Genomic DNA, 21,372 nt, shown 5'->3' with positions numbered 1-21,372 from the left:
CAGACCCGTACTTATGGAATGAGTTGAGGATGCTTGGGGCAGGCTGTTTCGCAGCCTCGCCATTTCCGCTGCTAGTGGATTGAATTTGACATTCGAATCCCGACTGAATGAGATGCTGTTTCAAACGTCAAATTCGAAAAATCCACTAGATACATAAAGTTACTAATGGTCTTTTTGATTCCGACATTTGCTCGGCACCTGTATCGGAGGGATGCAAATGTCGGAATCAGACCATTGGACGCGACTTTCAGGGCCTTTGAATGAACGAGTATCTTGTATCTGTCGATGAAGAACAGGAACGCGCACGCGTTGCGTGGCTGTATTTTATCGGCGGCCAGACCCAGCAGGAAATCGCGCAGCGTCTCAACATGACCCGGCTCAAGGTCAACAAGATCATCGGTCAGGTCCGGGAGTCGGGGCAGATACAGGTCAATGTCAGCCTGCCGCTGGCGGATTGTGTCGAACTTGCGGAAAAGGTAGCCGCCCGCTACGGCCTCGCTGATGCCATCGTCGTACCCGATCTCGACGATTATCTGGAGCAGAAGCGCGTTATCGGCGAGGCCGCCGGAACCATGGCCAGCGAACTGATCGCGGGGCGTGACATGGGCGTGGGCATCGCTTCCGGCCGTACGCTCAGCTTTGCCGTCCGCAGCCTGCGCGCCCGCCCGAAGCCCGAAAGCTGGGTCGTCAGCCTGACCGGGGGCGTGACCAGCGGTTCCTCGACCAACACGTTCGAAGTCGCGACGGATTTCGCCCGCGCCCTCGGCGTCGAATGTCACTATCTCACTGCGCCGATTTATTGCGCCAATCGCGAAAGCCGCAATGCGATCCTGTTGAGCGATGAACTGACGGATGTGCTGGCCCGCACGGAAATTGCCGATATAGGTCTCGTTTCCTGCGGTCCGCTGACATCGGAAACGTCACTCACCCATATTCGTGTGGTGAAGGATAATCTCGATGCGGTACTGAAGCTTGGCGCCGTGGGTGAATTTCTGGGTTATTTCCTCGACGCGCAGGGGCAGCCGATCGATCATTTCCTGAACGAATCGATCATCGCCCTGCCACCGGACAAGCTCAAGCTGAAGCCGGTTTCCGTTCTGGTGTCGGGCGGGCTGAACAAGATTCCCATCATAAGGGCCATCTTGCGGGCCGGTTATGTCAATCGCCTCGTCACCAATGAAGGGGTGGCTCGCGCTTTGCTGCAGGGGCCGCGTTAAAGCATGTCTCCCGAAAGTGGGAACCGGTTTCGGGATAAAGACATGCTCAAACAAATCGTTAGAGCGGGATGATGATCCGACTTAAAATCATCCCGCTTTAGGGTCTAAACTCAATTAGGTTTCGGGCGTGGCGCGAGCCGGATTTTGTTCCTGAACAGGAGGAAAGGCCGACGTGGTGTCCCCCACCACGAGGACTTTTCGACGTATTCAGGGGCAAAATCCGCCACGTCCCGAAGGGATATGACGAAAATGACCCATTTTGGCGTCGCGAAACCTCGATGGGGAACCACCCCACCTTCGGTTTCGCTCCTGAAACTGTGCCAGTTTCGACCATACCACGCTCCAAATCCTAATTGGGTTTAGACCCTAGCGTGCCGCGCCGCCCCTGCAATATTTGAATCAAGCCCTGGCTTGCAGGGCTTCGGCCATGGCGCGCAGCGTGACGAAGGTCGAGGCGGCGCCCGGATCGATATGCCCGATGGAGCGCTCGCCGAGCTTTGCCGACCGTCCGCGGCGGGATTCCATTGCCGCCGTCGCCTTCATGCCGGCTTCCGCTCCGTCGCGCGCGGCAATCAGGACTTCCAGCGTCGTTTTTCCGCTCTTCGCGGCCGCGGTTGCGGCTTCAACAGCGGGAACCCAGGCATCGATCATCGTCTTGTCGCCCGGATCGGCGCGTCCGCGATCGCGAATGCCCTGCGAAGCCGCCGCAAGCCATTCGACCATGCCGGACCCATTGAGATTGAGCCGGTTGCCGACCGCTGTTCCCGCCCGCAGGAACGCCGTTGCGTAGAGCGGGCCGGACGACGCGCCGACCGCATCGAGAAACGCCTTGGCCATGCGCTTGCAGATGCCTTCGATGGTTTCGTCGCCCTGCTCGTCTTCCAGCGCGTGCTGCACGGCCTTCCAGCCGATCTCCATGGTGATTCCGTGGTCGCCATCGCCGATCACGCCATCGAGTTCCGAAAGCCAGTTCTTTTCCGCAACGATCTGGTTTCCGACATTCATCATCATCGCCTTGAAAAGCGCGGGCGTTATATCGCCATCGGTGATGAGCTTGCGCGGAGCGTCGGTCGCCGCTTCCTTGTGTTCGGCGGCGCGCATGGTTCTGCGATGCGAAGCCGGTTCGCGGTCGCTCGCCTGCACGGCTCCGACCGTCAGGGCCGGTGTGTGGCACGGATGGTCGAGCAGGGCCTGCAATGTGGCGTCGAGCTTCATCAGCGTGACCGACGCGCCGGCCATTTCGAGCGAGGTGGCATATTCGCCGACCCATGACGCGTGGATGTGAACCCCCTTGCCGTCGAGGATCTGCTTCACGCGGCGGAAGATGAGATAGAGTTCGATCTGCGAAGTTGCACCGAGGCCGTTCACCAGAACGGCGATGCGGTCGCCGTCACCGAGCGCCAGTTCTTCCAGAATGGACGCCATGAGTTCATCGGTGACGTCGTCGGCGGGAGCGAGTTTCTGACGGCGGATGCCGGGTTCGCCGTGCAGGCCCATGCCGATTTCCATCTCATCGTTCCCGATGGTGAAATTCGGTTTGCCGGTTTGTGGCAGCGAACAGGGGCTGAGCGCCACGCCCATGGAGCGTGTTGCCTCATTGGCCGCCTGCGCCAGCGCCTCGACGCGCGCCAGCGGTTCGCCGAGATCGGCTGCGGCGCCCGCCACCTTGAAAACGAAGAAATCCCCGGCGATGCCGCGCCGCTCCGACTTGCGGTCGAGGGGGGCCGAAGCCACGTCGTCGGCAACGGCGACATGGCGCACGTCCATGCCGTCCTGCGCCAGTTCTTCCGCGGCCATGGTGAAGTTGAGAACGTCGCCGGTATAATTGCCGTAGAGCATCAGCACGCCGGCGCCGCCATCGGCCGCCCGCGCCGCTTCGGCGATATGGGCGGGCGAGGGCGAGGCAAACACGTTGCCGACCGCCGCGGCATCGGCAAGGCCGCGCCCGACATAGCCCGCAAAAGCCGGTTCGTGGCCCGAACCGCCGCCCACCACGATGCCGACCTTGCCTTCGCGCGGGCCATCGACCGCCACGACCGCACGGCCCGTTTCGCCCTCGACGCGCAGCATGTCGGGATGGGCCGCCACCATGCCCTCGATCATTTCGGCAATGATGTTTTCGGGCGAGTTGATCAGCTTCTTGGTTCTGACTTGTTCATTCATTCCTGTAGCTTTCCTAAACGCGTCGCCTGTTCGGGCCATTGGGATCAATCGGCTTCCCGGCGCAGATAGCGGCGCGATATGGAATCGAAAGAGATAGCCAGCACCACAATTGCGCCCGAGACAATGCCCTGCCAATAGGGGGACACACCGAACAGAACGATAATATTTTCAATGATGGCGATGATACCCGCGCCGAAGATCGCACCGACAGGGCTGCCGATGCCGCCCGTTGTGGCGACGCCGCCAATGACGGATGCCGCAATCGGCGCCAGCACCCAGCTATCGCCGATGGATGGCTGGGCCGTTCCGAGGCGGGCGACCATCAGCACGCCCGCAAGCCCGGCAATGGCGCCAGCGCCTCCAAATACCAGCAATCGCACGCGATTCACGCGGATGCCCAGCATGCGCGCGCCATCGCGATTGTTGCCGATGGCATACATATAGCGGCCGAAGGGCGTCTTCAGCATCACGAAGGTCGCGATCAGGAGCGCGGCGAACATGATGAGGAAGGGGACCGGTACGCCGAGAAGATCGCCACGACCGAGATATTGCACGTCGCGCGGGATGCCGGTTATGGCGACGCCGCGCGTCAGCACCAGATTGGCGCCGCCGAAAATTCCTGCCGTGCCGATGGTCAGCACCAGCGAATGCAGGCGCAGGAAGGTGACGAGAAAGCCGTTGAAGAGGCCGAGGCCGAGCCCCAGCAGGACGGCGAGCAGCATGGCCGAGTAGGGTTCAAGGCCCATTCGCACCATCAGGATGCCCGATACGATGCCGCAAAGCCCGCCGATCACGCCCAGCGAGAGATCGAGTTCGCCCAGAACCATCAGCATCGACTGCGCGATGGTAATCAGCCCGACAAAGGCCAGACCGCGCGCCACGACCGACAGGTTGTAAGGCGTCAGGAAATAGGGCGACAGGATCGCCGACAGGGCGAATATCACCAATAGCGCCACGAAGACCCCGGCAAGCGGCGTGCGGAAAAGGTTGGAAAAGGGTTTAATCTGCATCGTCTTTTACCTCTGTTCCAAAGATCGCGCCCACGAGAGTTTCATTGCTGGTATCCGCCGTTGAAAACGCGCCGGTGATGTGGCCGTTATGCATGGTGACGATACGGCTTGCGCATTTCTGTAATTCGTTGAGTTCCGAGGATACGAGGATGACGCCCACGCCTTCCTCGGCGAGATTTTTCATGATGCGGTAAATCTCCGACTTGGTGCGGATATCGATGCCCTTGGTCGGTTCGTCGAAGATCAGCACGCGCGGGCGTGTGGCCATGGCGCGGCCGATGATCGCCTTCTGCTGATTGCCGCCCGAAAGCTGGGAGATGCGCTTGCCCATGCCCGCGGTGCGGATACCGTAATCGTCGATGATCTTCTGCACGATATTGCGCTCGCGGCGGTCGCTGATGCCGAATTTGCCACTGGTGAGCGACAGGACCGAAATACCGATATTCTCGCGCAGCGACAGGAGCGGCAGGATGCCGTGATGCTTGCGCTCTTCCGAAAGATAGAGCATCCCGCCTGCAACCGAACGCGACGTGTCGTTGAGCGTCCATTTCTCGCCTTCGACCGTCACTTCCCCCGCCGTCGCCTTGAGAAAGCCGAAGATCGTCTGCATGACCTCGGAGCGCCCGGCGCCGACGAGACCCGCAAAGCCCAGGATTTCGCCCTTGCGCAGATCGAAGCTGATGTCGTCGAAACGCGGACCGGACAGCCCCCGCACCTGCATGATGGTTTCCGATGTCGGCGTCGAGGGGCGGAAATGCTCGTCGAAAGACAGGTCGCGGCCGGACATGGCGCGGATGAGATCGGCTTCCGTAATATCGCTGATCCTGCCGCTTTCGATCCTGGCGCCATTGCGCAGCACGGTATAGTCATCGCCGATCTCGAAGACTTCCTCCATCTTGTGACTGATGAAGACGATGGCGTGATCGCGATCCAGCAGTCCGCGGATGACCTTGAAAACGCGCTCGACTTCGACACGCGTCAGCGATGACGTCGGCTCATCGAGAATGAGAACCTTCATCTGCTCGTTGGTGCAGGCGCGCGCAATCTGCAGAAGCTGCTGGTCGGACACCGAAATATCGACCACCAGATCGTCCGGGCGCGCCTCGATGCCGAAGCGGTCGAGATAGGATTTTGCTTCCTCCATCATCGCCTTGCGGTTGACGAGAAAACCGCCATGCCCGGTGCGGCTGAACGGCATGAACAGGTTTTCCGCAACGCTCATCTGCGGAAAGAGGGTGAGTTCCTGCGGAACATAGGCGACGTTTTTGTAGAGCGAGGGGTCGGTCGCCGGATCGCGACCGTCGATCAGCACCTGTCCGCGCGAGGCGCTGTCGGTTCCGGTGAGGATTTTGACCAGCGTGGATTTGCCGGCGCCGTTTTCTCCGGCGAGAATATGCGTCCGACCCAGTTCGATTTTCAGGTCGACGCCGTCCAGTGCGGTCACGCCGGGAAAGTCCCGGCCCAGTCCGCTAGTTTCAAGATACGCCATGAGGGACACCTTGGGCAGCCATCCAGCCGTCGCGGATAAACGATCCGCGAACGCCGGACAGAAAGGAAAAATGGAGCACGGGAATTCCCCGTGCTCCTGCAACGAGATCGGAACGGATCAGTTGCCCAGATTTTCCTTGGTGAGGAAAGCGTTGCCGGTGTCGATATAGCCCGGAACCGGTGCGCCGGTCGCCTGAGCCCAGAGCGTCATGACCGACCAGTAGCCCTGAAGCTCCGGCTGCGAAGCGGAAGAGCTGTCGGCGACGCCGTTGCGGATCATGTCGAGCATTTCCGGCAGGTTGTCGAGGCCGACCAGCGTGACCTTGCCTTCTTTGCCGGCTTCGACGATGGCCTGACCGATGCCGATCGGCCCGGCGGCATCCGATGCGACCCAGCCCTTCAGGTTCGGATTGGCCTGCATGATGGCGGCAGCCTGCTGCTGCGCGGTTTCGATGCTGTCATTGTCGATGCCTTCGGCAACGACCTTGATGCCCGGATGTTCCTTGAACACCTCGCGATGGCAATCGGCGCGGATCGAATGGTTCGGCGCGGTCGGCACGCCCATCATGATCGCGACTTCGCCTTCGCCACCCAGAATCTCGACGAGGCGGCGGGCGGCAATCTTTGCCTGTTCGCAGAAATCCGAACCGATATGGGTGATGGACATGCCTTCAGGCGGAACGGAATCGAACAGGACGAGCGGAATTTCCTGCGCCTGCGCTTCTTCGAGCGAGGCGCGGTTGCCCGACGGGTCGAGAAGATCGAGCGCAAGGCCGTCCGGCTGGGTAGCAAGCGCGCTGTCGATGATCTGGTTCTGCTGAACGACATCGGCGCTCTGCGGGGCCGAATAGACGATTTCGACATTCGCGCCGGTCTGCGCCTTCAGCGCCGCAGCGGCCTGCTGCGCGCCCTCATTGACCTTGTCGAACCACGGATGAACGACCTTCGGCACGATCACGAAACGATAGCTGTCTTTTTTGGTCGTGCCCGGCGCATCCTGCGCCACGGCCGAAATCGGCAGCGAGAAGGCAGCAAGAGCCGCCAGCATAGCAAGCTTTTTCATAAATTCCTCCCTTGGAAACCGGACGGACTTCCTCCTGTCCGATTGCTTGAAAGATCACCCGGGAAGGCTCCTCTGCCGCCAGCCCATAGCGAACTCGACTCCTGAATACAGATGTATAATGAAAATTACAAGAGTATTTCAAAGGGCAATCTTTTCGCCAGGACGGAACCGGGCGAGCCTTCCGGTCCGCACAAACAAAAAAGGGAGCCCGCGAAGGGCTCCCCGTCATGCTTCCATATCCGGCCGTTCAGTTTTTCAGGCCAGCCGCTTCGCTTGCGAGCTTCGTGATCGCGTCCCAGTCGCCGGCTTCCACCAGTTCCTTCGGTGCGACCCAGGAACCGCCGACGCAGATTACGTTGGGCAGCGAAAGATAGGACCTGGCGTTGGCGAGGCTGATGCCGCCGGTCGGGCAGAAGAAGGTGTCTGCAAGCGGAGACGAAAGCGCTTTCAGGAAGGATGCGCCGCCCGCCTGTTCGGCCGGGAAGAATTTCAGGTGCGAATAGCCTTCCTCACGCAGCATCAGCATTTCGCTTGGCGTGATGGCGGCAGGCAGAAGCGGGACTTCACTGTCATTGGCCGCTGCCACGATAGATTTCGTCGCGCCGGGGCTGACGATGAAGCGCGATCCTGCCTTCGCGGCATCTTCATAGTGTCTGGCGTTGAGAATAGTGCCTGCGCCGACAATCGCTTCGGGTACGTCCGCCGCAACGGCGCGGATCGCATCGAGCGCGGCTGCCGTGCGCAGCGTGATCTCGATGGCGGGCAGGCCGCCCTTGGCAAGCGCACGCGCCAGCGGAACGGCTTGCTCCGCCTTGTCGATCAGCAGGACCGGGATGACCGGCTGGCCTTTCATGATGGGAACGAGAAGATCGGTTTTCTGCGACATCGGCTTGCTCTGCTGTTTGGGTACGGATAAATCGATTTAAAGCATTTCCGGCAAAAGTGTGAAACGGTTTTGCGTTCGGAAATGCTTAAAACTAAAAATTAGAGCGGTTTCCGTTGAGACAGGAACCGCTCTAATTCCCCTTCGGCAGTTTGTCCACCACCGAAGGGGCCTTGTTCACGCGGCCGTTTTAAAACGGTCGGCCTGTTTATGCCAGCGCTGATAGGCTTCCGCCATGCGAGTATCGTATTTGTTGCGGGCAAAGGCGGGACCGTTGTAGCGCCGGGCAAACTCGCGCCAGTTACGGGCTTCCAGCGCTTCGAGAAGTTCCGCCTTTTCGATGAAGCGCAGCATCAGCCGGACCTGACCGGCGACCGATTCGCGTGCTTCCGCCACGAGATCGTCGACGGTGGCATAACCGAGCCATTCCCAATGCGCGCCCATGACCTGTCCCAGCCCCCAGGATGTGGATTCCAGCGCCGCCTTCCGGTTCAGCCCCATGGCGCGTTCCAGCAGGAGCCACCGCCCCGATTGCGATTTCGGATTGCGTATCTGTCCCGCGCCCGGCGCCGACAGGCCGTTGGCTCTGGCATAGTCGCGCAGGCGACCGGAAAGCCTGCGGTCGAAATAATGTCCCTCGAAACGGATTGCAGGCTCCTTGTTTTCATTGACATTGTATAGCGCGCGACCGCCGCTTTCCACTTCCGCAATCGCCAGCAAAGCCGCCGGATCGATTTTTGCCTCGCGCGCCATCAGGATCAGGGCTGCTATCGTTTGGCTGTCGAACATCGATCTCTCCTCGAAAAGTTGGTCTTCGAGGACGATTTTGAACCGAGTTGGCAGAGCGGGGATAAAGTTGACTTGAATTCGTCCCATACGGGGATTAGTTGCGGTGAGAGCCTGAATCAAAAAGCGGCATGTGTGTGCGAAAATGGTGGTTTTCGAGTACCGGAGCTAGAGTGTACTCACCGTACATGAGCACCGGAACGCAGAAAATTGCCATTTGCAGCCACTCATGGCGACTTTTGGAGCAGGCTCTGAGAACTTTCAGAGAAGACTGGACAGATGAGTAATTTGCCTTTCACCGTTGCCGCCCTTTATTGCTTCGCACCGCTGCCGCAATATGAAAGCCTGCGCGAGCCGCTGACAGAACTTTGCGCCGCGAACGGCATCAAGGGCACGCTTCTGCTTGCCGCTGAAGGCATCAACGGCACCGTGGCCGGCACGGCCGGGGCAATCGAAAAGCTCGTCCGGCATATCACGTCGATCCCCGGTCTCGCCGAACCGGAGCTCAAATATTCCCATGCCAGCGACATGCCGTTTCACCGCATGAAGGTGCGGTTGAAGCGCGAGATCGTCACCATGGGCATCGAGGGGATCGATCCGCTGCAAAGCGTGGGCACCTATGTCGCGCCGCAGGACTGGAATGCGCTCATTGCCGACGAAAACACGGTGGTGGTCGATACGCGCAACGATTACGAATATGCCATCGGCACATTCGAAGGCGCGATCGATCCGCAGACCAGAACTTTTCGCGAGTTTCCCGAATGGGTCGAACAGAACCGCGACAGGCTGGAAGGCAAGAAGATCGCGATGTTCTGCACCGGCGGCATCCGCTGCGAAAAGGCAACGGCCTTCGTCAAGGGCCTGGGTTTCGAGGATGTGTTTCACCTCAAGGGCGGCATTCTGAAATATCTGGAGGAAATCCCGCGCGAGCAAAGCATGTGGAACGGCGAGTGCTTCGTTTTCGACGAGCGCGTCGCGGTCGGCCACGGCCTTGCCGAAAGCGATGTGGAGCTATGCCGCGCCTGCCGCCGCCCGATCACACCGGAAGACAAGCTTTCGCAGTTCTTCGAGGAAGGTGTTTCCTGCGCGGCCTGTCATGACGAGCGCACACCGGAAGACCGCGCCCGTTATGCCGAGCGCCAGAAGCAGGTGAGGCTTGCCGAACAACGGGGCGCGCACAGGCATATCGGCAGTTGATGCCGCATCACGCTTTAAGTTTTGTTTTGAAGCATGTCTTTATCCTAAAACCGGTTCCCACTTTCAGGAGACATGCTCTAGCCAAACAGATTTCACCGCATTATGGTGGCGTTGGTTCTGGAACGATCTGAATTCGTTACGGAATTTTGGGCGGCTTTTGCATGGACGCCCGTGCGTCAAGGGTTTGACGGCATCCGGGTCGCGTTTGCCTCCATCACACCCATCATCGCAAGTCAGCGCATCGGGAGGGCCGATGCCTGAATGGAAACAGCGCCGGTTTTCCGGCGGATGATGGTTTTTGCCCGTTGCCGCGGGCCGGATGGAGAAGGTTCATGAAAAAACTGATCGCCGTATTTCTTATCACGATTGCCGCTGGCACTGTCCCGGTTGCTCATGCCGCCGGGAAGGTGACGGTTTTCGCCGCCGCCAGCATGAAGGACGTGATCGAAGAAGCCGCGAAGCAGATGAAGGCCAGGGACGGCACGGACGTCGCGGCGTCCTTCGCATCCTCGTCGGTTCTGGCCAAGCAGATCGAACAGGGCGCACCGGCGCAGATATTCATTTCCGCGGATCTGGACTGGATGGATTATGTCGAAAAGGCGGGCGCCATCGACAAGGCCTCGCGCAAGGTGATCGCGGGCAATGCGCTGGTTATCGCAACGCAGAAGGATGTGGCGAAGGGCGAAGCGAAGGAACTTCTGAGCGCCGGACGTTTCGCCATGGGCGATCCGTCCAATGTTCCAGCGGGCAAGTATGGCAAGGCCGCGCTTGAAAAGCTCGACATCTGGAAGGATGTTGAAAAGAACGCGGTCTTTGCCGAGAATGTGCGGGTTGCGCTGCAATATGTCAGCCGCGCCGAGGTGAGGGCGGCCATCGTCTATGCATCGGATCGCGCCGTTGTGCGGGATCTGGTCGAAGCCTATCGTTTTCCGGCGGCGAGCCATGCGCCGATCCTCTATCCGGCGGCGCTGATCGAAAAGAACGAAAACGATGCCGCCAGGGCCTTTCTCGCTTTCCTTGAAAGCGATGCGGGGCAGGCGATCATCGAGGACAAGGGCTTTGTGGGTGCTGCGGAGGCTGCTCGGTAAATGATTGAAGGCAATCTCTGGCAGATCGTCCTGCTGTCGCTCCGGGTTGCCGGAATGGCTATCATCGTCGCCCTGCCGATTGCGTTTGTCGTTGCGTGGGTTCTTGCCCGGTTCCACTTTCCGGGCAAGTCGCTGGCGCAGGCGCTCGTCACCATGCCGCTGGTGCTGCCGCCGGTGGTGACGGGCTATATGCTTCTGATCCTGTTCGGCGTGCGCGGGGCGCTTGGGGCGCCCTTGCAGGAATGGCTCGGGCTTTCCTTTTCTTTTCGCTGGACGGGCGCGGCCCTTGCGGCGGGCGTCATGGCATTTCCGCTGCTCGTCCGGCCGATCCGGCTTTCGATAGAGGGGCTGGATCGCGGGCTGGAGGAAGCGGCGCGCACACTTGGCGCGAACCGCTTCGTCGCCTTCTTCACCGTCATCCTGCCGCCGCTCTTGCCGGGCGTGCTTGCGGGCGCGGTGCTGGGCTTCGCCAAGGCGCTGGGCGAGTTCGGCGCGACGATCACTTTCGTTTCCAATATTCCGGGCGAGACGCAGACCCTGTCGCTTGCGATCTATGCCCTGTTGCAGACCCCGGCGGGCGATGCCGGGGCTTTCCGCCTGATTGCCGTTTCCGCCGCCATTTCGATTGCCGCGGTGGTGCTGTCGGAATGGTTGCAGCGCAAGCTTGCCGGAGAAACCGCATGAACGGGCTTCAGGTTTCCGTCCGGGGGCGCAGCGGGAAATTCGCCGTCGAGGCGCAGTTTACCGCCAATGGCGGCGTGACGGCGCTGTTCGGCCATTCCGGTGCGGGCAAGACGACGTTGCTGAAAATGATCGCCGGAACGCTGCGCCCGGATAGCGGGCGTATCGCCGTGGGCGATTTCGTGCTCCTCGATACGCAGAAGGGCATAGACCTGCCGCCGGAAAACCGCCGTATCGGCTATGTGTTTCAGGATGCGCGGCTTTTCCCGCACATGAATGTCCGGCGCAATCTGACCTATGCCCGCTGGGCCGGGAAAAGGCGGAGCCTGCGCAGTTTCGACGAGGTGGTGGCGCTTCTGGGTATCGACCGTCTTCTGGATCGTCGTCCCGCGACGCTGTCCGGCGGCGAACGCCAGCGTGTCGCCATCGGGCGCGCGCTTCTGTCCGATCCCGCACTTCTGCTGCTCGACGAGCCTCTGTCCTCGCTCGACCACGCCCGCAGGCAGGAAATCCTTCCCTTCATCGAGAAGCTGCGCGACGAGAGCCGGGTGCCTGTCGTCTATGTGAGCCACGAGATCGACGAGGTGGCGCGGCTTGCCGACGAGATCGTGCTGCTGGCGGCTGGCCGGGTGACGGCGAACGGCGCGGCGGCGAAAATCTTCCCGCTCATCGATGCGGAAAGCGATGGCGGCGGCGTGCTTCTTGAGGGCACGGTTTCGGCCTATGACGAGCGCTACAAGCTGGCGGAGATCGATCTTGGCGGTGCAACTTTCCAGTTGAGCGATGCGGGGCTGAAGCCGGACATGCATGTGCGGCTGCGGGTGCGCGCCCGCGATGTTTCGATTGCGCGGAAAATCCCCGAAGCGATCAGCATCCGCAATCTTCTCCCGGTCACGGTGACGGGGATCGAGGCGGGCGAGGGGCCGAACGCGCATGTCTCGCTCGATTTTGACGGGCGTCGTCTCGGCGCGCGGCTGACGCGCCGCTCGGTGGACGATCTGGCGCTGCGCGTCGGGGACGAGGCGGTGGCGCTGGTAAAGGCGGTTTCGGTGGATCGCGCCGCTATCCGGGAAAAATGACGCGGGGACAATAATCCGGTTTCGGCAAGGCGGGTTTTATGCTCCTGTTGCCCGGTTGGGAGAACAGCATGACTGATTTGCAGAACTGGACGCCGCGTCCGAAGCCGGAACGCAAGCTGCTGGAAGGGCGCTATGTGCGGCTGGAGCCGCTGGACCCACACAAACACGGCGATGAGCTTTTCGCCGCCTCCTCCGTGGCCGATGCAGACCGGCGTTTCACCTGGCTGTTCGAATTTCCGCCGGCAACGCGGGCCGAGTTCGAGCCCTGGCTGGAAAAGGCGTCCAAAGGCGACGATCCGCTGTTTTTCGCCGTTATAGACAAGGCGAGTGGCAAGGTGACCGGGCGGCAGGCCCTGATGCGCATCGATCCGGCGCACGGGGTGATCGAGATCGGCAGCATCTATTGGGGGCCGCTGATCTCGCGCAAACCGGCGGCGACCGAAGCGCAGTTCCTCTTCATGCAATATGTTTTCGATGCGCTTGGCTATCGCCGCTACGAGTGGAAATGCCATAATGACAACGGGCCTTCCAGACGTGCCGCCGAGCGTTTCGGCTTCCGGTTCGAAGGCGTTTTCCGCCAGCATATGGTGGCCAAGGGCAGGAATCGCGATACGGCGTGGTTCTCCATCCTCGACAGCGAATGGCCTGCGTTGAGGCAAGCCTATCAGGCATGGCTTGCACCGGAAAACTTTGATAGTGACGGCCAGCAGAAGAAGAAGCTGGAGGAGTTTCGCGATCTTGGCTGAACATAAGAAGAGCAATCCGGCGATAGCCGCCGCCATTATCCTGATCGGTTTCGGGGGGCTGGCCTATTTCGTACCCAGCATCATGCTGGCGCTGGGCGAACGTTCGCAGATCGCGGCGATCATCTTCCCCATCGTCTTCGTACTCGGTTTCTTCGCCATCTTCTGGCTGCGCTCGCGCCGCCAGAAGAAGGATTGATCACCCGACAAGCGAAGCGCCGAGAAGCAGTGCGCCCGTCAGTGCGATGAAAAGGGCGGCGCAAACCTCTATTCCCGCCTTCAATCGGCTCGACATGGCTTTGCTGCCGGCAAAGCGCAGCGCCGTGTTCTTGGCGGTCACGGCCAGCGTGGCGAGGACCGCCACGGTGATGAACGTGCCGAAGGCCATGGCGAAAACGGAAAGCAGCCCGCCGAGCATCAGCCCGTTCAGGAGCGCGAAGGTGAGAACGATCAGCGCGCCGGAACAGGGGCGCAGGCCCACCGAGAATATCGCCGACCATGCCGTCTTCCAGTTGAAACCGTCGCCCAGCATGGCCGGATCGGCGATATGGGCATTGCCGCAGGCCGCGCAGACATCGCCCTCGCCGATGAAGACGTGATCGGCGGATGCGGCCGCGGGTTTGTAATTGAGCTTCACCGTGCTGGCGGTCGCGGCCGCGCGGGTGGATTGCGAAATGCTGCCCTGCCATGCAGGGGCCATGGCCGGTTGCGGCGCGGCGGCAAAAAGCGCGGCGGCGGGGTTCGGCTCCTCGCGCTTCGCAAACAGGAGCGGCAGTTTGCGCCCCAGCAACCAGAGGCCGAAAAAGAGCACGAGCGCGAAACTCGCGATCTCCATGTAGCGGGCGGTCCGGTTCATGGAAATGCCGGTTCCGCGCAATGCGAGCCATGCAAGGCCCACCACGGCGACCGCCATGATCGCCTGCAAAAGCGACGAGACGAAGGACAGGAAGATACCGCGTTTCAGCGCCGTTTCATTGGCGATCATATAGGACGAGATGACGGCCTTGCCATGGCCCGGACCGGCGGCATGAAAAATGCCGTAGACGAAGGAAAGCCCGACCAGAACCGAGGCCTGCCACGGGTCTTCGCGCATGGCTTTGAGCGCCGTCGTCATGGCGAGATAAAAAGAGCGCTGCTGCTCGTTCATCCAGAGGATGACATGCGCAAAAGGTCCGGTCGGCTTCATTGCCACCTCATTCGCGCCTATGCCGAGCGATGACTGCGCATAGGCCTGCGCAGCGACCATCGCAAGGCAAAGGGCCAGAATGAAGGGGGCCGGTTTTCTCATCAGCCGGTCTTTCCGCTCGTTGCGCAATCGATTTCAAGGCGGGTGGCAAAAATCTTCGACATATCGGTACCTGCCGGATCGTTGAAAAAAGCTTCGGTCAGCGATGCCTGATTCTGGGCGAGCGCCTCGTCGGGATCGGGCCGGACGACCTTCGGTGCGCAACCGGCGGGCAGGCCGTTCACCACGAGATCGTTGTCGTTGACGTAATCGATGGCGGTATAGAAGGTCGGGTCATAGACGCCGAAGCTGACCTTGTGCCCCGCCGCAAGTTTCAGCGGTTGTTCCGGCTTGCTGGTAAAGACGATCAGCAGGCGATTGTCGGTGAAGGTCGCGGCGAGATCGGTTGGCTTCGCCATTTTCACGTCCTTGCCGTTATCGAGAACGCTCTGGAAATATTTGAATTCCGCAATGGATTCGTTGATGACGCGGCCAAGGTCGAGCAATTCGTTCTTGTCGAGCTGAAGATCGCCGTTCTTGTCGAATTCCATCAGCACGGTTGAGGAAAACACGTCGTCGAAGCGCCAGACATGGGCGAGCTTTTCAACCGCGCCGTCCGGCGCGACGGTCAGTTCCAGCCGCGCTTCGGCAAACACATGCGGATGTGCGAGCGCAGGCGAAGGCAGTGCGCTTGCGGCAGCTATGCCGACTGTGGCGAACCGGACAAACCGGCTTTTGAGCCATGATGTCGAATGCGGCATGGGTGATCCCGTGAATATAATGCAATGCTTAATTCTGAAGGCGGCGAAAGTGGGACGATGCCCGGAAATTCAGAGCCTTTCTCTCGATCCGCTCTCTCTGTCCTTGAACCATTGCGTCAGAAAATCCACGAGCGCGCGGATTTTGGCCGGCAGATAGCGCCGGTGCGGATAGACCGCATAGATGCCTCCGTCCTTGACGATGAATTCGTCCAGACAGGCGACGAGCCTGCCGCGCTCGATCTCCTCCTCGGCGATGAAGGCGGGCAACATGCAGAAACCGAGCCCGGCAAGCGCCGCATTCTTGGTGGCGACGGGGCTGTTGACCTCGATGGGACCGTTGACCGGCACGGTCATCATGGAACCGTCGGTATTGCGGAAATGCCAGTTGTTGCGCGAACGCGCATTGGTGTCGATGATGCAGGGCCGGTCGCTTAAGTCTTCGGGCCGTTCCGGCTTGCCGACACGGGCGATCAGGTCGGGCGCCGCACACAAAATGGAATGAAAAGGCGAAAGCCTCTTTGCAATGAGGGAAGAGTCCTGCAAGCGCGTGATGCGGATGGCGAGGTCGAAGCCTTCCTCGACCAGATCGACAAAACGGTCGTCGAGGCGCACATCGAGCACGATTTCGGGATGGGCGAGACAGAAATCGATCAGCGACTGGCCGATGACGGCATCGGCGAAAGTGCGCGGCGCGGACAGTTTGATGCGCCCGCGCGCGTCGGAACTGGTTTCGCTGACGGCATCTTGCAGCGCGTCGATCTCGCGGATGATTTCCACCGCGCGGTGATAATAGGTGTGTCCGGCCTCGGTGAGAGAAAACTGCCGCGTGGTGCGGTTGAGAAGCCGTGCGCCAAGCTCGTCTTCCAGTTCCCGCACATATTTTGAAAGCAGCGCCTTCGAGCGCCCGATCTTGCGTGCGGCGGCGGAAAAACCCTCCGCCTCGACCACATCGATGAAAGCGCGCATCCGTGTGAGTGTGTCCATCGTCTAGCCCCGCTTTTCCAGGATGGTTCCGGTGAGCCGGATGAGCGCCCGGTCGCTGCCCCGCGGCCCGATGAAGGAAATGCCGAACGGCGCACCCTGCACCTGCCCCAATGGCACGGTGATCTGCGGCAGTCCCGAAAGTACGGAAAGGCAGAGCAGGCGCAGCGCCTGTTCGCGATAGGCCTGCAATGCTTCGAACGGCTGATCTGCGAGAGGAGCGGCCCCCGGCACGGTCGGCAGGGCGAGGAGCGCGTCATCGCCGATGATCTGCTCCAGTTCCTGCGTGAATTGCGCCCGGCGCAGGCGCTGCCGGTCAACGAGATCGGCAGGTATCCCCGACCCGAAGGCGAAGCGATCGGCCACGCCGGGACCGAGCCGGCGGTCGCCGGAGGATATCCAGTCGCCGTGGGCGGCCCATGCTTCCGCGCCCTGAACATGGCGGAAGACGAGATAGAGTTCGTCTATGGAAAGCGTCGGCTGGCTGGCCGCCTTGAGACTGGTGAAATGCGGACGCACCTCCGCGAACATGGCACGATAGGCATCGGTTTCGTCCTGGCCGAGCAATAGCTGTTCCAGAACCGGCATGTAGAGAAGCCGTGTCAGGCTGAAGTCTCTCGCATCGTCGCCGATGAGGACAGCGCCGACCTTTTCGTAAAGGGCGATGTTGCGGGCAAACCAGCCGATGGTATCGAGCGAGGGCGCAAGCGGCATGATGCCTTCAAGCGGAATGCGGCCATGCGTGGTGCGCAGCCCGATCAATCCGCAAAAGCTTGCAGGCGCGCGGATGGAACCGCCCGTATCCGAGCCGAGCGCGATGTCGGCAAGTCCGCCCGCCACCGCTGCCGCCGAACCGGACGACGATCCGCCGGTGACGCGGTCGGGCGCTGCCGGATTGACGGGATGGGGATAATGCGCGTTCTGCCCCATGAGGGAAAAGGCCAGTTCGTCTGTTTGTGCCTTGCCGATGAATTCGGCTCCCGCGGCAAGGAGCTTTTCAACCACCGGAGCGGATTTCGCGGCGGGCGCCGATTCGGCCAGAATCTGCGGATTTCCGCATCCGGTCGCCATTCCGGCGACGTCATAAATGTCCTTGACCGCCAGCCTTTCGCCTTCAAGCGGTCCCCCTGTCGCATGGGCAACGGGCTTTTCGGGCTTCGCAATGATTGCGTTGAGGGGATCGTAGCTGGCCATTGTTCACAACATTCGGCAAATAAAGGGGCTTTCGGGGCATCGGCACCGAAATCTGACGTCCGAATGTTTCACTAATAATGAACAATGGCAAGCACGCCGTTCAATCCCGTTTCGTGAAAAATAAAATCGGTCAACGAAATATTTGTCATTGAAAGGTCATGACTTTACGCTTATATCGCACTTGCCCAAAGTCGCACGTGCCTGTGGGTGTCCGCCGATCCTCGAATGGTGAGGAATTCGGTACGGTACCTGGACCTAACCGCTCCAGTCGATCTGATGGCCAACCGCCAGATCGAGGACATCTTGAAGCAACGACGGTGCGGGCCTTTCTGGTGTCTTTCGGCTGTCCAAAAGCCGAAACTACTGAAGAGGCACACCTTCATTGCCGGTAGTGCGGATGCGGTTCTCCAATTCCAATCCAAGGCAGACAAAGCGGAGTAACGCGAATTCAAGCGTTGTTCCATCGCCGCATGTGTTTTCGTGTGACATCAGCACCTCCAAAGGCTGACCTCACTGCGAAGGCGTTCATGCACACTTTGTCCCCTTACAAACGGCAGAGACAAGCCGTGTGGGAGAACGACCATGGCAACGCAGCGTATCATCGACTTCCTCAACACCCGCCGTCCGGACGGTCCCTGCCTCGTCGTCGACACCGATGTCGTGCGCGAAAACTATCAGAGCTTCGAGAAGGCTTTGCCCTATTCACGCATCTTCTATGCGGTGAAGGCAAATCCCGCGCCGGAAATCCTGCGCCTGCTCGCGTCGCTCGGCTCCTGCTTCGACACGGCTTCGGTCGCCGAAATCGAAATGGCGCTTGAAGCCGGCGCAACTGCGAACCGTATCTCCTATGGCAACACCATCAAGAAGGAGCGCGATGTTGCGCGCGCTTTCGAACTGGGTATCCGCCTCTTTGCGGTCGATTGCGTGGAAGAAGTGGAAAAGATCGCGCGCGCCGCTCCCGGCAGCCGCGTTTTCTGCCGCGTCCTGACCGATGGCGAAGGCGCCGAATGGCCGCTGTCGCGCAAGTTCGGCTGCGTGCCCGCCATGGCGATCGACGTTCTGCGTCATGCAAAGTCGCTCGGCCTCGATGCCTATGGCGTATCGTTCCATGTCGGCTCGCAGCAGACGGACCTGACCGCCTGGGATCGTGCGCTCGGTGATGCGGCAAAGGTGTTCCGCACGCTGGCCGACGAGGGCATCCTGCTGCGCATGGTCAATATGGGCGGCGGTTTCCCGACCCGCTACCTGAAGGACGTCCCGACCGCGCAGGCTTACGGCATGGCGATCTTCGACGCGCTGTCCCGGCATTTCGGCAACCGCATCCCGGAAACGATCATCGAACCGGGCCGTGGCATGGTCGGCAATGCAGGCGTGATCAAGACCGAAGTGGTTCTGGTTTCGAAAAAGGCGGACAACGACAATGTGCGCTGGGTCTATCTCGACATCGGCAAGTTCGGCGGTCTGGCCGAAACCATGGACGAGGCGATCCGCTACCAGATCGTGACCCCGCGTGACGGCGGCGAAACCGAACCCTGCGTGCTGGCCGGCCCGACCTGCGACAGCGCGGACGTCATGTATGAAAAGACGCCCTATCCGCTGCCGGTTTCGCTGACTATCGGTGACGAAATCCTCATCGAAGGCACGGGCGCCTACACCACCACCTATTCGGCGGTGGCGTTCAACGGTTTCGAACCGCTCCGATCCTACGTCATCTGATCCTTCGGGGGCCTGCTTCCGAAGGATCCTCTCAATCCGTCCGGTGCCGAAAGGCGCCGGGCGAGGTGTGCTGCCGCTCATGCTGCGGGGATAGATGTGATGAACGTGAATTTGAACATTTCGGAAAATGCCGTAACCGCTTTCGCTCCTGCATTTTCGATTGCGGGCGAAGCGCTGGAGCATGTGCTCGCGCGTGAGGCGCTGCTCGACCGCGCTATGGGCGAAGGCCGTCGCCGCAAATCGTCGGAGAAGCTGCGTCGCGGCCGTCTTCCCACCGAAGGCCTGGCTTTTTCGGCGGTCGCCGACGACGGCGCGCTGGTGGGCACCGTCCGGCTGTGGAACATCCATGCCGGTCTCGACGCTTTCGGTTTTCCGGTTTCCGCTCTCCTGCTGGGGCCTCTTGCCGTCGATCCTTCCGTTGCCGGTTGCGGCATCGGTTCGGCGCTGATGCGCCATGCGATTGCCGAAGCCGGGCGGCTCGGTCACGGGGCGATCCTGCTCGTCGGCGACCCGGAATATTACGGGCGCTTCGGCTTCACGGCGGAAAAGACCGGCAGTCTTGCCATGCCCGGCCCCTTCGAGAAGCGGCGCTTTCTGGCGCTGGAGCTGAAACCGGGCCACCTCGACGGTGCGCATGGCATTCTGCGCGCCCAGCCTCGGTTCTGCTCCCGAAGCTGAACCATTTTCACCACGGCTTGACGCGTTTGCAACTGTCGCGTCAGTCCTTCTCCAGCACCTTGCAGACGATATCGGTCACGGCTGCACTGTGACCCATCGGCATGGTCGGGTCGGATATCCGCCCGGCGCGCACCGCGTCGCGCACGGCTTTTGCCTGGAATTGCAGCCCATTGCCGGAAAAGGCATGGTTTTCGATCGTACGACCCGGCAAAGGCAGGCGGTTCATGACCTTGCCGATAAAGCTGCCGCCACCGTTCGGTCCGAAGGGCGGGCGCGCCGCGAAAGCCGAGAACAATGTCAGTCGCTGCGCCTTGAAAAAAGGCGCGTGGATCAAAAGCGCGCCCTTCGTTCCCGTGATCAACATGTGGTTTTCGCCATCGCGGTCGAAGCCGCAGGAAAGCTTCGCCGTTGCGCCCTGCCAGCCAAGCTCGAATTCGGCGCGCATGTCCACGCCGCTGCGCGCGCGCTGCCAGCGCCCGTCGACCTGATCCGGCAGGCCCAGAAAACAGAGCGCCAGCGAAACGGGATAGACGCCAAGGTCGAAGGCCGCGCCGCCGCCGAGACCGGGATTGAAGAACCGGCTCTGTGGATCATAGGCGCGGATATGGGAAAGATCGGCCTCGATATGCGTGACCGTGCCGATGCGTCCACTGTCGATATGCTGCCTCGCCGCCCTGATGGCGGGCAGGAAGCGGCTCCACATGGCTTCCATGGCAAACACGTTCCGTGCCTTGCTTGCCGCCTCGATCTGGTCCGCGCCTGCTGGGTCGAGCGAGAGCGGCTTCTCGATCAGGCAGGCTTTGCCCGCCGCGATCGCCTGCATGGCTTGCAGCACATGCATGGCGCTCGGCGTTGCGATATAAACGGCATCGATATCGGGATGGGCGAGGAATTCGCCTGAATCGCCGAAAGTTTTGACGGAGCGGGCATCGGCGCCGATTCTCCGGCGAAATGTCTCTGCGGTTTCCGCCTTGCGCGAGCAGATCGCGGTGACGCGCATTCCCGCACATGCCTGCATGTCGGCGGCAAAGGCCCCGGCAATCGCGCCCGTGCCCCATATGCCCCAGCGAAAATCACCGGCCGCAGTCCGGCCTGTCGCATTATTCCGGTTCACGTTGCCCCCGCCCGGCAAGATTCATACAATTGATGTATATCGCATCTGTTCCGGCTGGCGAAGTTTCTTCGCCCTGTCAGAATGTCGGCCACCGCTTCCGCTTCGGAAACCGGAACGGGTCTGAAAATCATAATCCGAGGCTTTTTGGGGATGAGTTAACCGATTTGGAGCGCATCCCGAAAACCGGTTCCCATTTTTGGGAGATAGGCTCTAGTGGTCTGATTCCGACATTTGCATCCCTCTGATACAGGCGCCGAGCAAATGTCGGAATCGAAAAGACCACTAGTAAGTTTATGTATCTAGTG

The 21,372-nt window shown here is 60.8% G+C and carries 20 protein-coding genes and 1 pseudogene; 9 read left to right on the top strand and 12 right to left on the bottom strand.

The genetic code is table 11. The features are described from left to right. Nucleotides 1-260 precede the first annotated feature (260 nt). Nucleotides 261-1,217 (top strand): sugar-binding transcriptional regulator, encoded by a 957-nt coding sequence (locus tag FHS76_RS21625; protein WP_183658176.1) that lies wholly within the window; start codon nucleotides 261-263, stop codon nucleotides 1,215-1,217. A 399-nt stretch (nucleotides 1,218-1,616) separates the two neighbouring features. Here the strand turns inward: FHS76_RS21625 and dhaL are convergent, their stop codons facing one another. The 7 genes and pseudogenes from dhaL to FHS76_RS22825 all read right to left on the bottom strand — a co-directional run. Beyond that, a complete protein-coding gene (gene dhaL / locus FHS76_RS21620) occupies nucleotides 1,617-3,380 on the bottom strand; it encodes a dihydroxyacetone kinase subunit DhaL (RefSeq protein ID WP_183658173.1) in 1,764 nt (587 codons plus the stop codon). A gap of 44 nt (nucleotides 3,381-3,424) precedes the next feature. Continuing rightward, nucleotides 3,425-4,390 carry an ABC transporter permease gene (locus FHS76_RS21615; protein WP_183658169.1) on the bottom strand — a complete coding sequence of 322 codons (966 nt, stop codon included), beginning with the start codon at nucleotides 4,388-4,390 and terminating at the stop codon, nucleotides 3,425-3,427. Further along, on the bottom strand, nucleotides 4,380-5,879 hold the full coding sequence (locus tag FHS76_RS21610; RefSeq protein ID WP_183658166.1) for a sugar ABC transporter ATP-binding protein: 1,500 nt from the start codon (nucleotides 5,877-5,879) through the stop codon (nucleotides 4,380-4,382). The genes FHS76_RS21615 and FHS76_RS21610 overlap by 11 nt, the downstream gene beginning before the upstream one ends. Nucleotides 5,880-5,996: 117 nt before the next feature. Continuing rightward, on the bottom strand, nucleotides 5,997-6,941 hold the full coding sequence (locus tag FHS76_RS21605) for a substrate-binding domain-containing protein (RefSeq protein ID WP_183658163.1): 945 nt from the start codon (nucleotides 6,939-6,941) through the stop codon (nucleotides 5,997-5,999). 247 nt (nucleotides 6,942-7,188) lie between these two features. Further along, nucleotides 7,189-7,827: a 2-dehydro-3-deoxy-phosphogluconate aldolase gene (locus tag FHS76_RS21600; RefSeq protein WP_183658160.1), complete on the bottom strand. Its 639-nt coding sequence runs from the start codon at nucleotides 7,825-7,827 to the stop codon at nucleotides 7,189-7,191. A gap of 174 nt (nucleotides 7,828-8,001) precedes the next feature. Further along, entirely contained in the window at nucleotides 8,002-8,613 is a 612-nt protein-coding gene (locus FHS76_RS21595) for an N-acetylmuramidase family protein (RefSeq protein WP_183658156.1), read from the bottom strand. Between the two features lie 96 nt (nucleotides 8,614-8,709). Next, a pseudogene (locus tag FHS76_RS22825) lies at nucleotides 8,710-8,827 on the bottom strand (flagellar basal body P-ring protein FlgI); the annotation flags it as partial. 62 nt (nucleotides 8,828-8,889) lie between these two features. Between FHS76_RS22825 and trhO the strand changes: the two are divergent. The 6 genes from trhO (at nucleotide 8,890) to FHS76_RS21565 (ending at nucleotide 13,597) form a co-directional block, all read left to right on the top strand. Then, nucleotides 8,890-9,807, top strand: coding sequence for an oxygen-dependent tRNA uridine(34) hydroxylase TrhO (gene trhO, locus FHS76_RS21590; RefSeq protein ID WP_183658153.1), 918 nt, complete (start codon nucleotides 8,890-8,892; stop codon nucleotides 9,805-9,807). 332 nt (nucleotides 9,808-10,139) lie between these two features. Then, nucleotides 10,140-10,895, top strand: a complete 756-nt coding sequence (gene modA, locus FHS76_RS21585; RefSeq protein ID WP_183658151.1) for a molybdate ABC transporter substrate-binding protein — start codon at nucleotides 10,140-10,142, stop codon at nucleotides 10,893-10,895. Then, nucleotides 10,896-11,579, top strand: a complete 684-nt coding sequence (gene modB, locus FHS76_RS21580) for a molybdate ABC transporter permease subunit (RefSeq protein ID WP_183658148.1) — start codon at nucleotides 10,896-10,898, stop codon at nucleotides 11,577-11,579. After that, complete coding sequence (modC, locus tag FHS76_RS21575) at nucleotides 11,576-12,655, top strand: molybdenum ABC transporter ATP-binding protein (protein WP_183658145.1); 1,080 nt, start codon at nucleotides 11,576-11,578, stop codon at nucleotides 12,653-12,655. Before modB ends, modC begins: the two co-directional genes overlap by 4 nt. Before the next feature lie 68 nt (nucleotides 12,656-12,723). After that, nucleotides 12,724-13,401 carry a GNAT family N-acetyltransferase gene (locus FHS76_RS21570; protein ID WP_183658142.1) on the top strand — a complete coding sequence of 226 codons (678 nt, stop codon included), beginning with the start codon at nucleotides 12,724-12,726 and terminating at the stop codon, nucleotides 13,399-13,401. After that, the gene (locus FHS76_RS21565) at nucleotides 13,394-13,597 is read left to right on the top strand and encodes a hypothetical protein (protein ID WP_183658138.1); all 204 of its coding nucleotides are present in this window, start codon (nucleotides 13,394-13,396) and stop codon (nucleotides 13,595-13,597) included. The genes FHS76_RS21570 and FHS76_RS21565 overlap by 8 nt, the downstream gene beginning before the upstream one ends. Here the strand turns inward: FHS76_RS21565 and FHS76_RS21560 are convergent, their stop codons facing one another. The 4 genes from FHS76_RS21560 to FHS76_RS21545 form a co-directional block, all read right to left on the bottom strand. After that, nucleotides 13,598-14,686, bottom strand: a complete 1,089-nt coding sequence (locus tag FHS76_RS21560) for a nickel/cobalt transporter (protein WP_183658135.1) — start codon at nucleotides 14,684-14,686, stop codon at nucleotides 13,598-13,600. It lies immediately after the preceding gene. After that, nucleotides 14,686-15,384, bottom strand: coding sequence for a DUF1007 family protein (locus tag FHS76_RS21555; protein ID WP_183658132.1), 699 nt, complete (start codon nucleotides 15,382-15,384; stop codon nucleotides 14,686-14,688). The genes FHS76_RS21560 and FHS76_RS21555 overlap by 1 nt, the downstream gene beginning before the upstream one ends. Nucleotides 15,385-15,453: 69 nt before the next feature. After that, nucleotides 15,454-16,368, bottom strand: coding sequence for a LysR family transcriptional regulator (locus FHS76_RS21550; RefSeq protein WP_183658129.1), 915 nt, complete (start codon nucleotides 16,366-16,368; stop codon nucleotides 15,454-15,456). A gap of 3 nt (nucleotides 16,369-16,371) precedes the next feature. Continuing rightward, nucleotides 16,372-17,559: an amidase gene (locus FHS76_RS21545; protein WP_183658125.1), complete on the bottom strand. Its 1,188-nt coding sequence runs from the start codon at nucleotides 17,557-17,559 to the stop codon at nucleotides 16,372-16,374. A 582-nt stretch (nucleotides 17,560-18,141) separates the two neighbouring features. On the opposite strand from FHS76_RS21545, the gene odc2 reads away from it, so the two are divergent. Both odc2 and FHS76_RS21535 read left to right on the top strand, forming a co-directional pair. Further along, nucleotides 18,142-19,275 (top strand): ornithine/lysine decarboxylase, encoded by a 1,134-nt coding sequence (gene odc2, locus FHS76_RS21540; protein ID WP_183658122.1) that lies wholly within the window; start codon nucleotides 18,142-18,144, stop codon nucleotides 19,273-19,275. A gap of 99 nt (nucleotides 19,276-19,374) precedes the next feature. Continuing rightward, complete coding sequence (locus tag FHS76_RS21535; protein ID WP_183658119.1) at nucleotides 19,375-19,953, top strand: GNAT family N-acetyltransferase; 579 nt, start codon at nucleotides 19,375-19,377, stop codon at nucleotides 19,951-19,953. Nucleotides 19,954-19,993: 40 nt separating this feature from the next. Here the strand turns inward: FHS76_RS21535 and FHS76_RS21530 are convergent, their stop codons facing one another. Beyond that, a complete protein-coding gene (locus FHS76_RS21530) occupies nucleotides 19,994-21,067 on the bottom strand; it encodes a Gfo/Idh/MocA family protein (RefSeq protein WP_328700560.1) in 1,074 nt (357 codons plus the stop codon). Nucleotides 21,068-21,372 lie beyond the last annotated feature (305 nt).

It is taken from the genome of Brucella daejeonensis, from assembly GCF_014199265.1.
GTDB classification, from domain to species: domain Bacteria; phylum Pseudomonadota; class Alphaproteobacteria; order Rhizobiales; family Rhizobiaceae; genus Brucella; species Brucella daejeonensis.
The sequence above is the reverse complement of the archived record's forward strand: the minus strand, read 5'-3'. Positions and strand labels throughout refer to the sequence as shown.

What these genes read in the sequence shown, in the direction of transcription:
- FHS76_RS21625 (WP_183658176.1), top strand. Translation starts at nt 261, where the DNA reads ATGAACGAGTATCTTGTATCTGTCGATGAAGAACAGGAACGCGCACGC.
- dhaL (WP_183658173.1), bottom strand. Translation starts at nt 3,380, where the DNA reads ATGAATGAACAAGTCAGAACCAAGAAGCTGATCAACTCGCCCGAAAAC.
- FHS76_RS21615 (WP_183658169.1), bottom strand. Translation starts at nt 4,390, where the DNA reads ATGCAGATTAAACCCTTTTCCAACCTTTTCCGCACGCCGCTTGCCGGG.
- FHS76_RS21610 (WP_183658166.1), bottom strand. Translation starts at nt 5,879, where the DNA reads ATGGCGTATCTTGAAACTAGCGGACTGGGCCGGGACTTTCCCGGCGTG.
- FHS76_RS21605 (WP_183658163.1), bottom strand. Translation starts at nt 6,941, where the DNA reads ATGAAAAAGCTTGCTATGCTGGCGGCTCTTGCTGCCTTCTCGCTGCCG.
- FHS76_RS21600 (WP_183658160.1), bottom strand. Translation starts at nt 7,827, where the DNA reads ATGTCGCAGAAAACCGATCTTCTCGTTCCCATCATGAAAGGCCAGCCG.
- FHS76_RS21595 (WP_183658156.1), bottom strand. Translation starts at nt 8,613, where the DNA reads ATGTTCGACAGCCAAACGATAGCAGCCCTGATCCTGATGGCGCGCGAG.
- trhO (WP_183658153.1), top strand. Translation starts at nt 8,890, where the DNA reads ATGAGTAATTTGCCTTTCACCGTTGCCGCCCTTTATTGCTTCGCACCG.
- modA (WP_183658151.1), top strand. Translation starts at nt 10,140, where the DNA reads ATGAAAAAACTGATCGCCGTATTTCTTATCACGATTGCCGCTGGCACT.
- modB (WP_183658148.1), top strand. Translation starts at nt 10,896, where the DNA reads ATGATTGAAGGCAATCTCTGGCAGATCGTCCTGCTGTCGCTCCGGGTT.
- modC (WP_183658145.1), top strand. Translation starts at nt 11,576, where the DNA reads ATGAACGGGCTTCAGGTTTCCGTCCGGGGGCGCAGCGGGAAATTCGCC.
- FHS76_RS21570 (WP_183658142.1), top strand. Translation starts at nt 12,724, where the DNA reads ATGACTGATTTGCAGAACTGGACGCCGCGTCCGAAGCCGGAACGCAAG.
- FHS76_RS21560 (WP_183658135.1), bottom strand. Translation starts at nt 14,686, where the DNA reads ATGAGAAAACCGGCCCCCTTCATTCTGGCCCTTTGCCTTGCGATGGTC.
- FHS76_RS21555 (WP_183658132.1), bottom strand. Translation starts at nt 15,384, where the DNA reads ATGCCGCATTCGACATCATGGCTCAAAAGCCGGTTTGTCCGGTTCGCC.
- FHS76_RS21550 (WP_183658129.1), bottom strand. Translation starts at nt 16,368, where the DNA reads ATGGACACACTCACACGGATGCGCGCTTTCATCGATGTGGTCGAGGCG.
- FHS76_RS21545 (WP_183658125.1), bottom strand. Translation starts at nt 17,559, where the DNA reads ATGGCCAGCTACGATCCCCTCAACGCAATCATTGCGAAGCCCGAAAAG.
- odc2 (WP_183658122.1), top strand. Translation starts at nt 18,142, where the DNA reads ATGGCAACGCAGCGTATCATCGACTTCCTCAACACCCGCCGTCCGGAC.
- FHS76_RS21535 (WP_183658119.1), top strand. Translation starts at nt 19,375, where the DNA reads ATGAACGTGAATTTGAACATTTCGGAAAATGCCGTAACCGCTTTCGCT.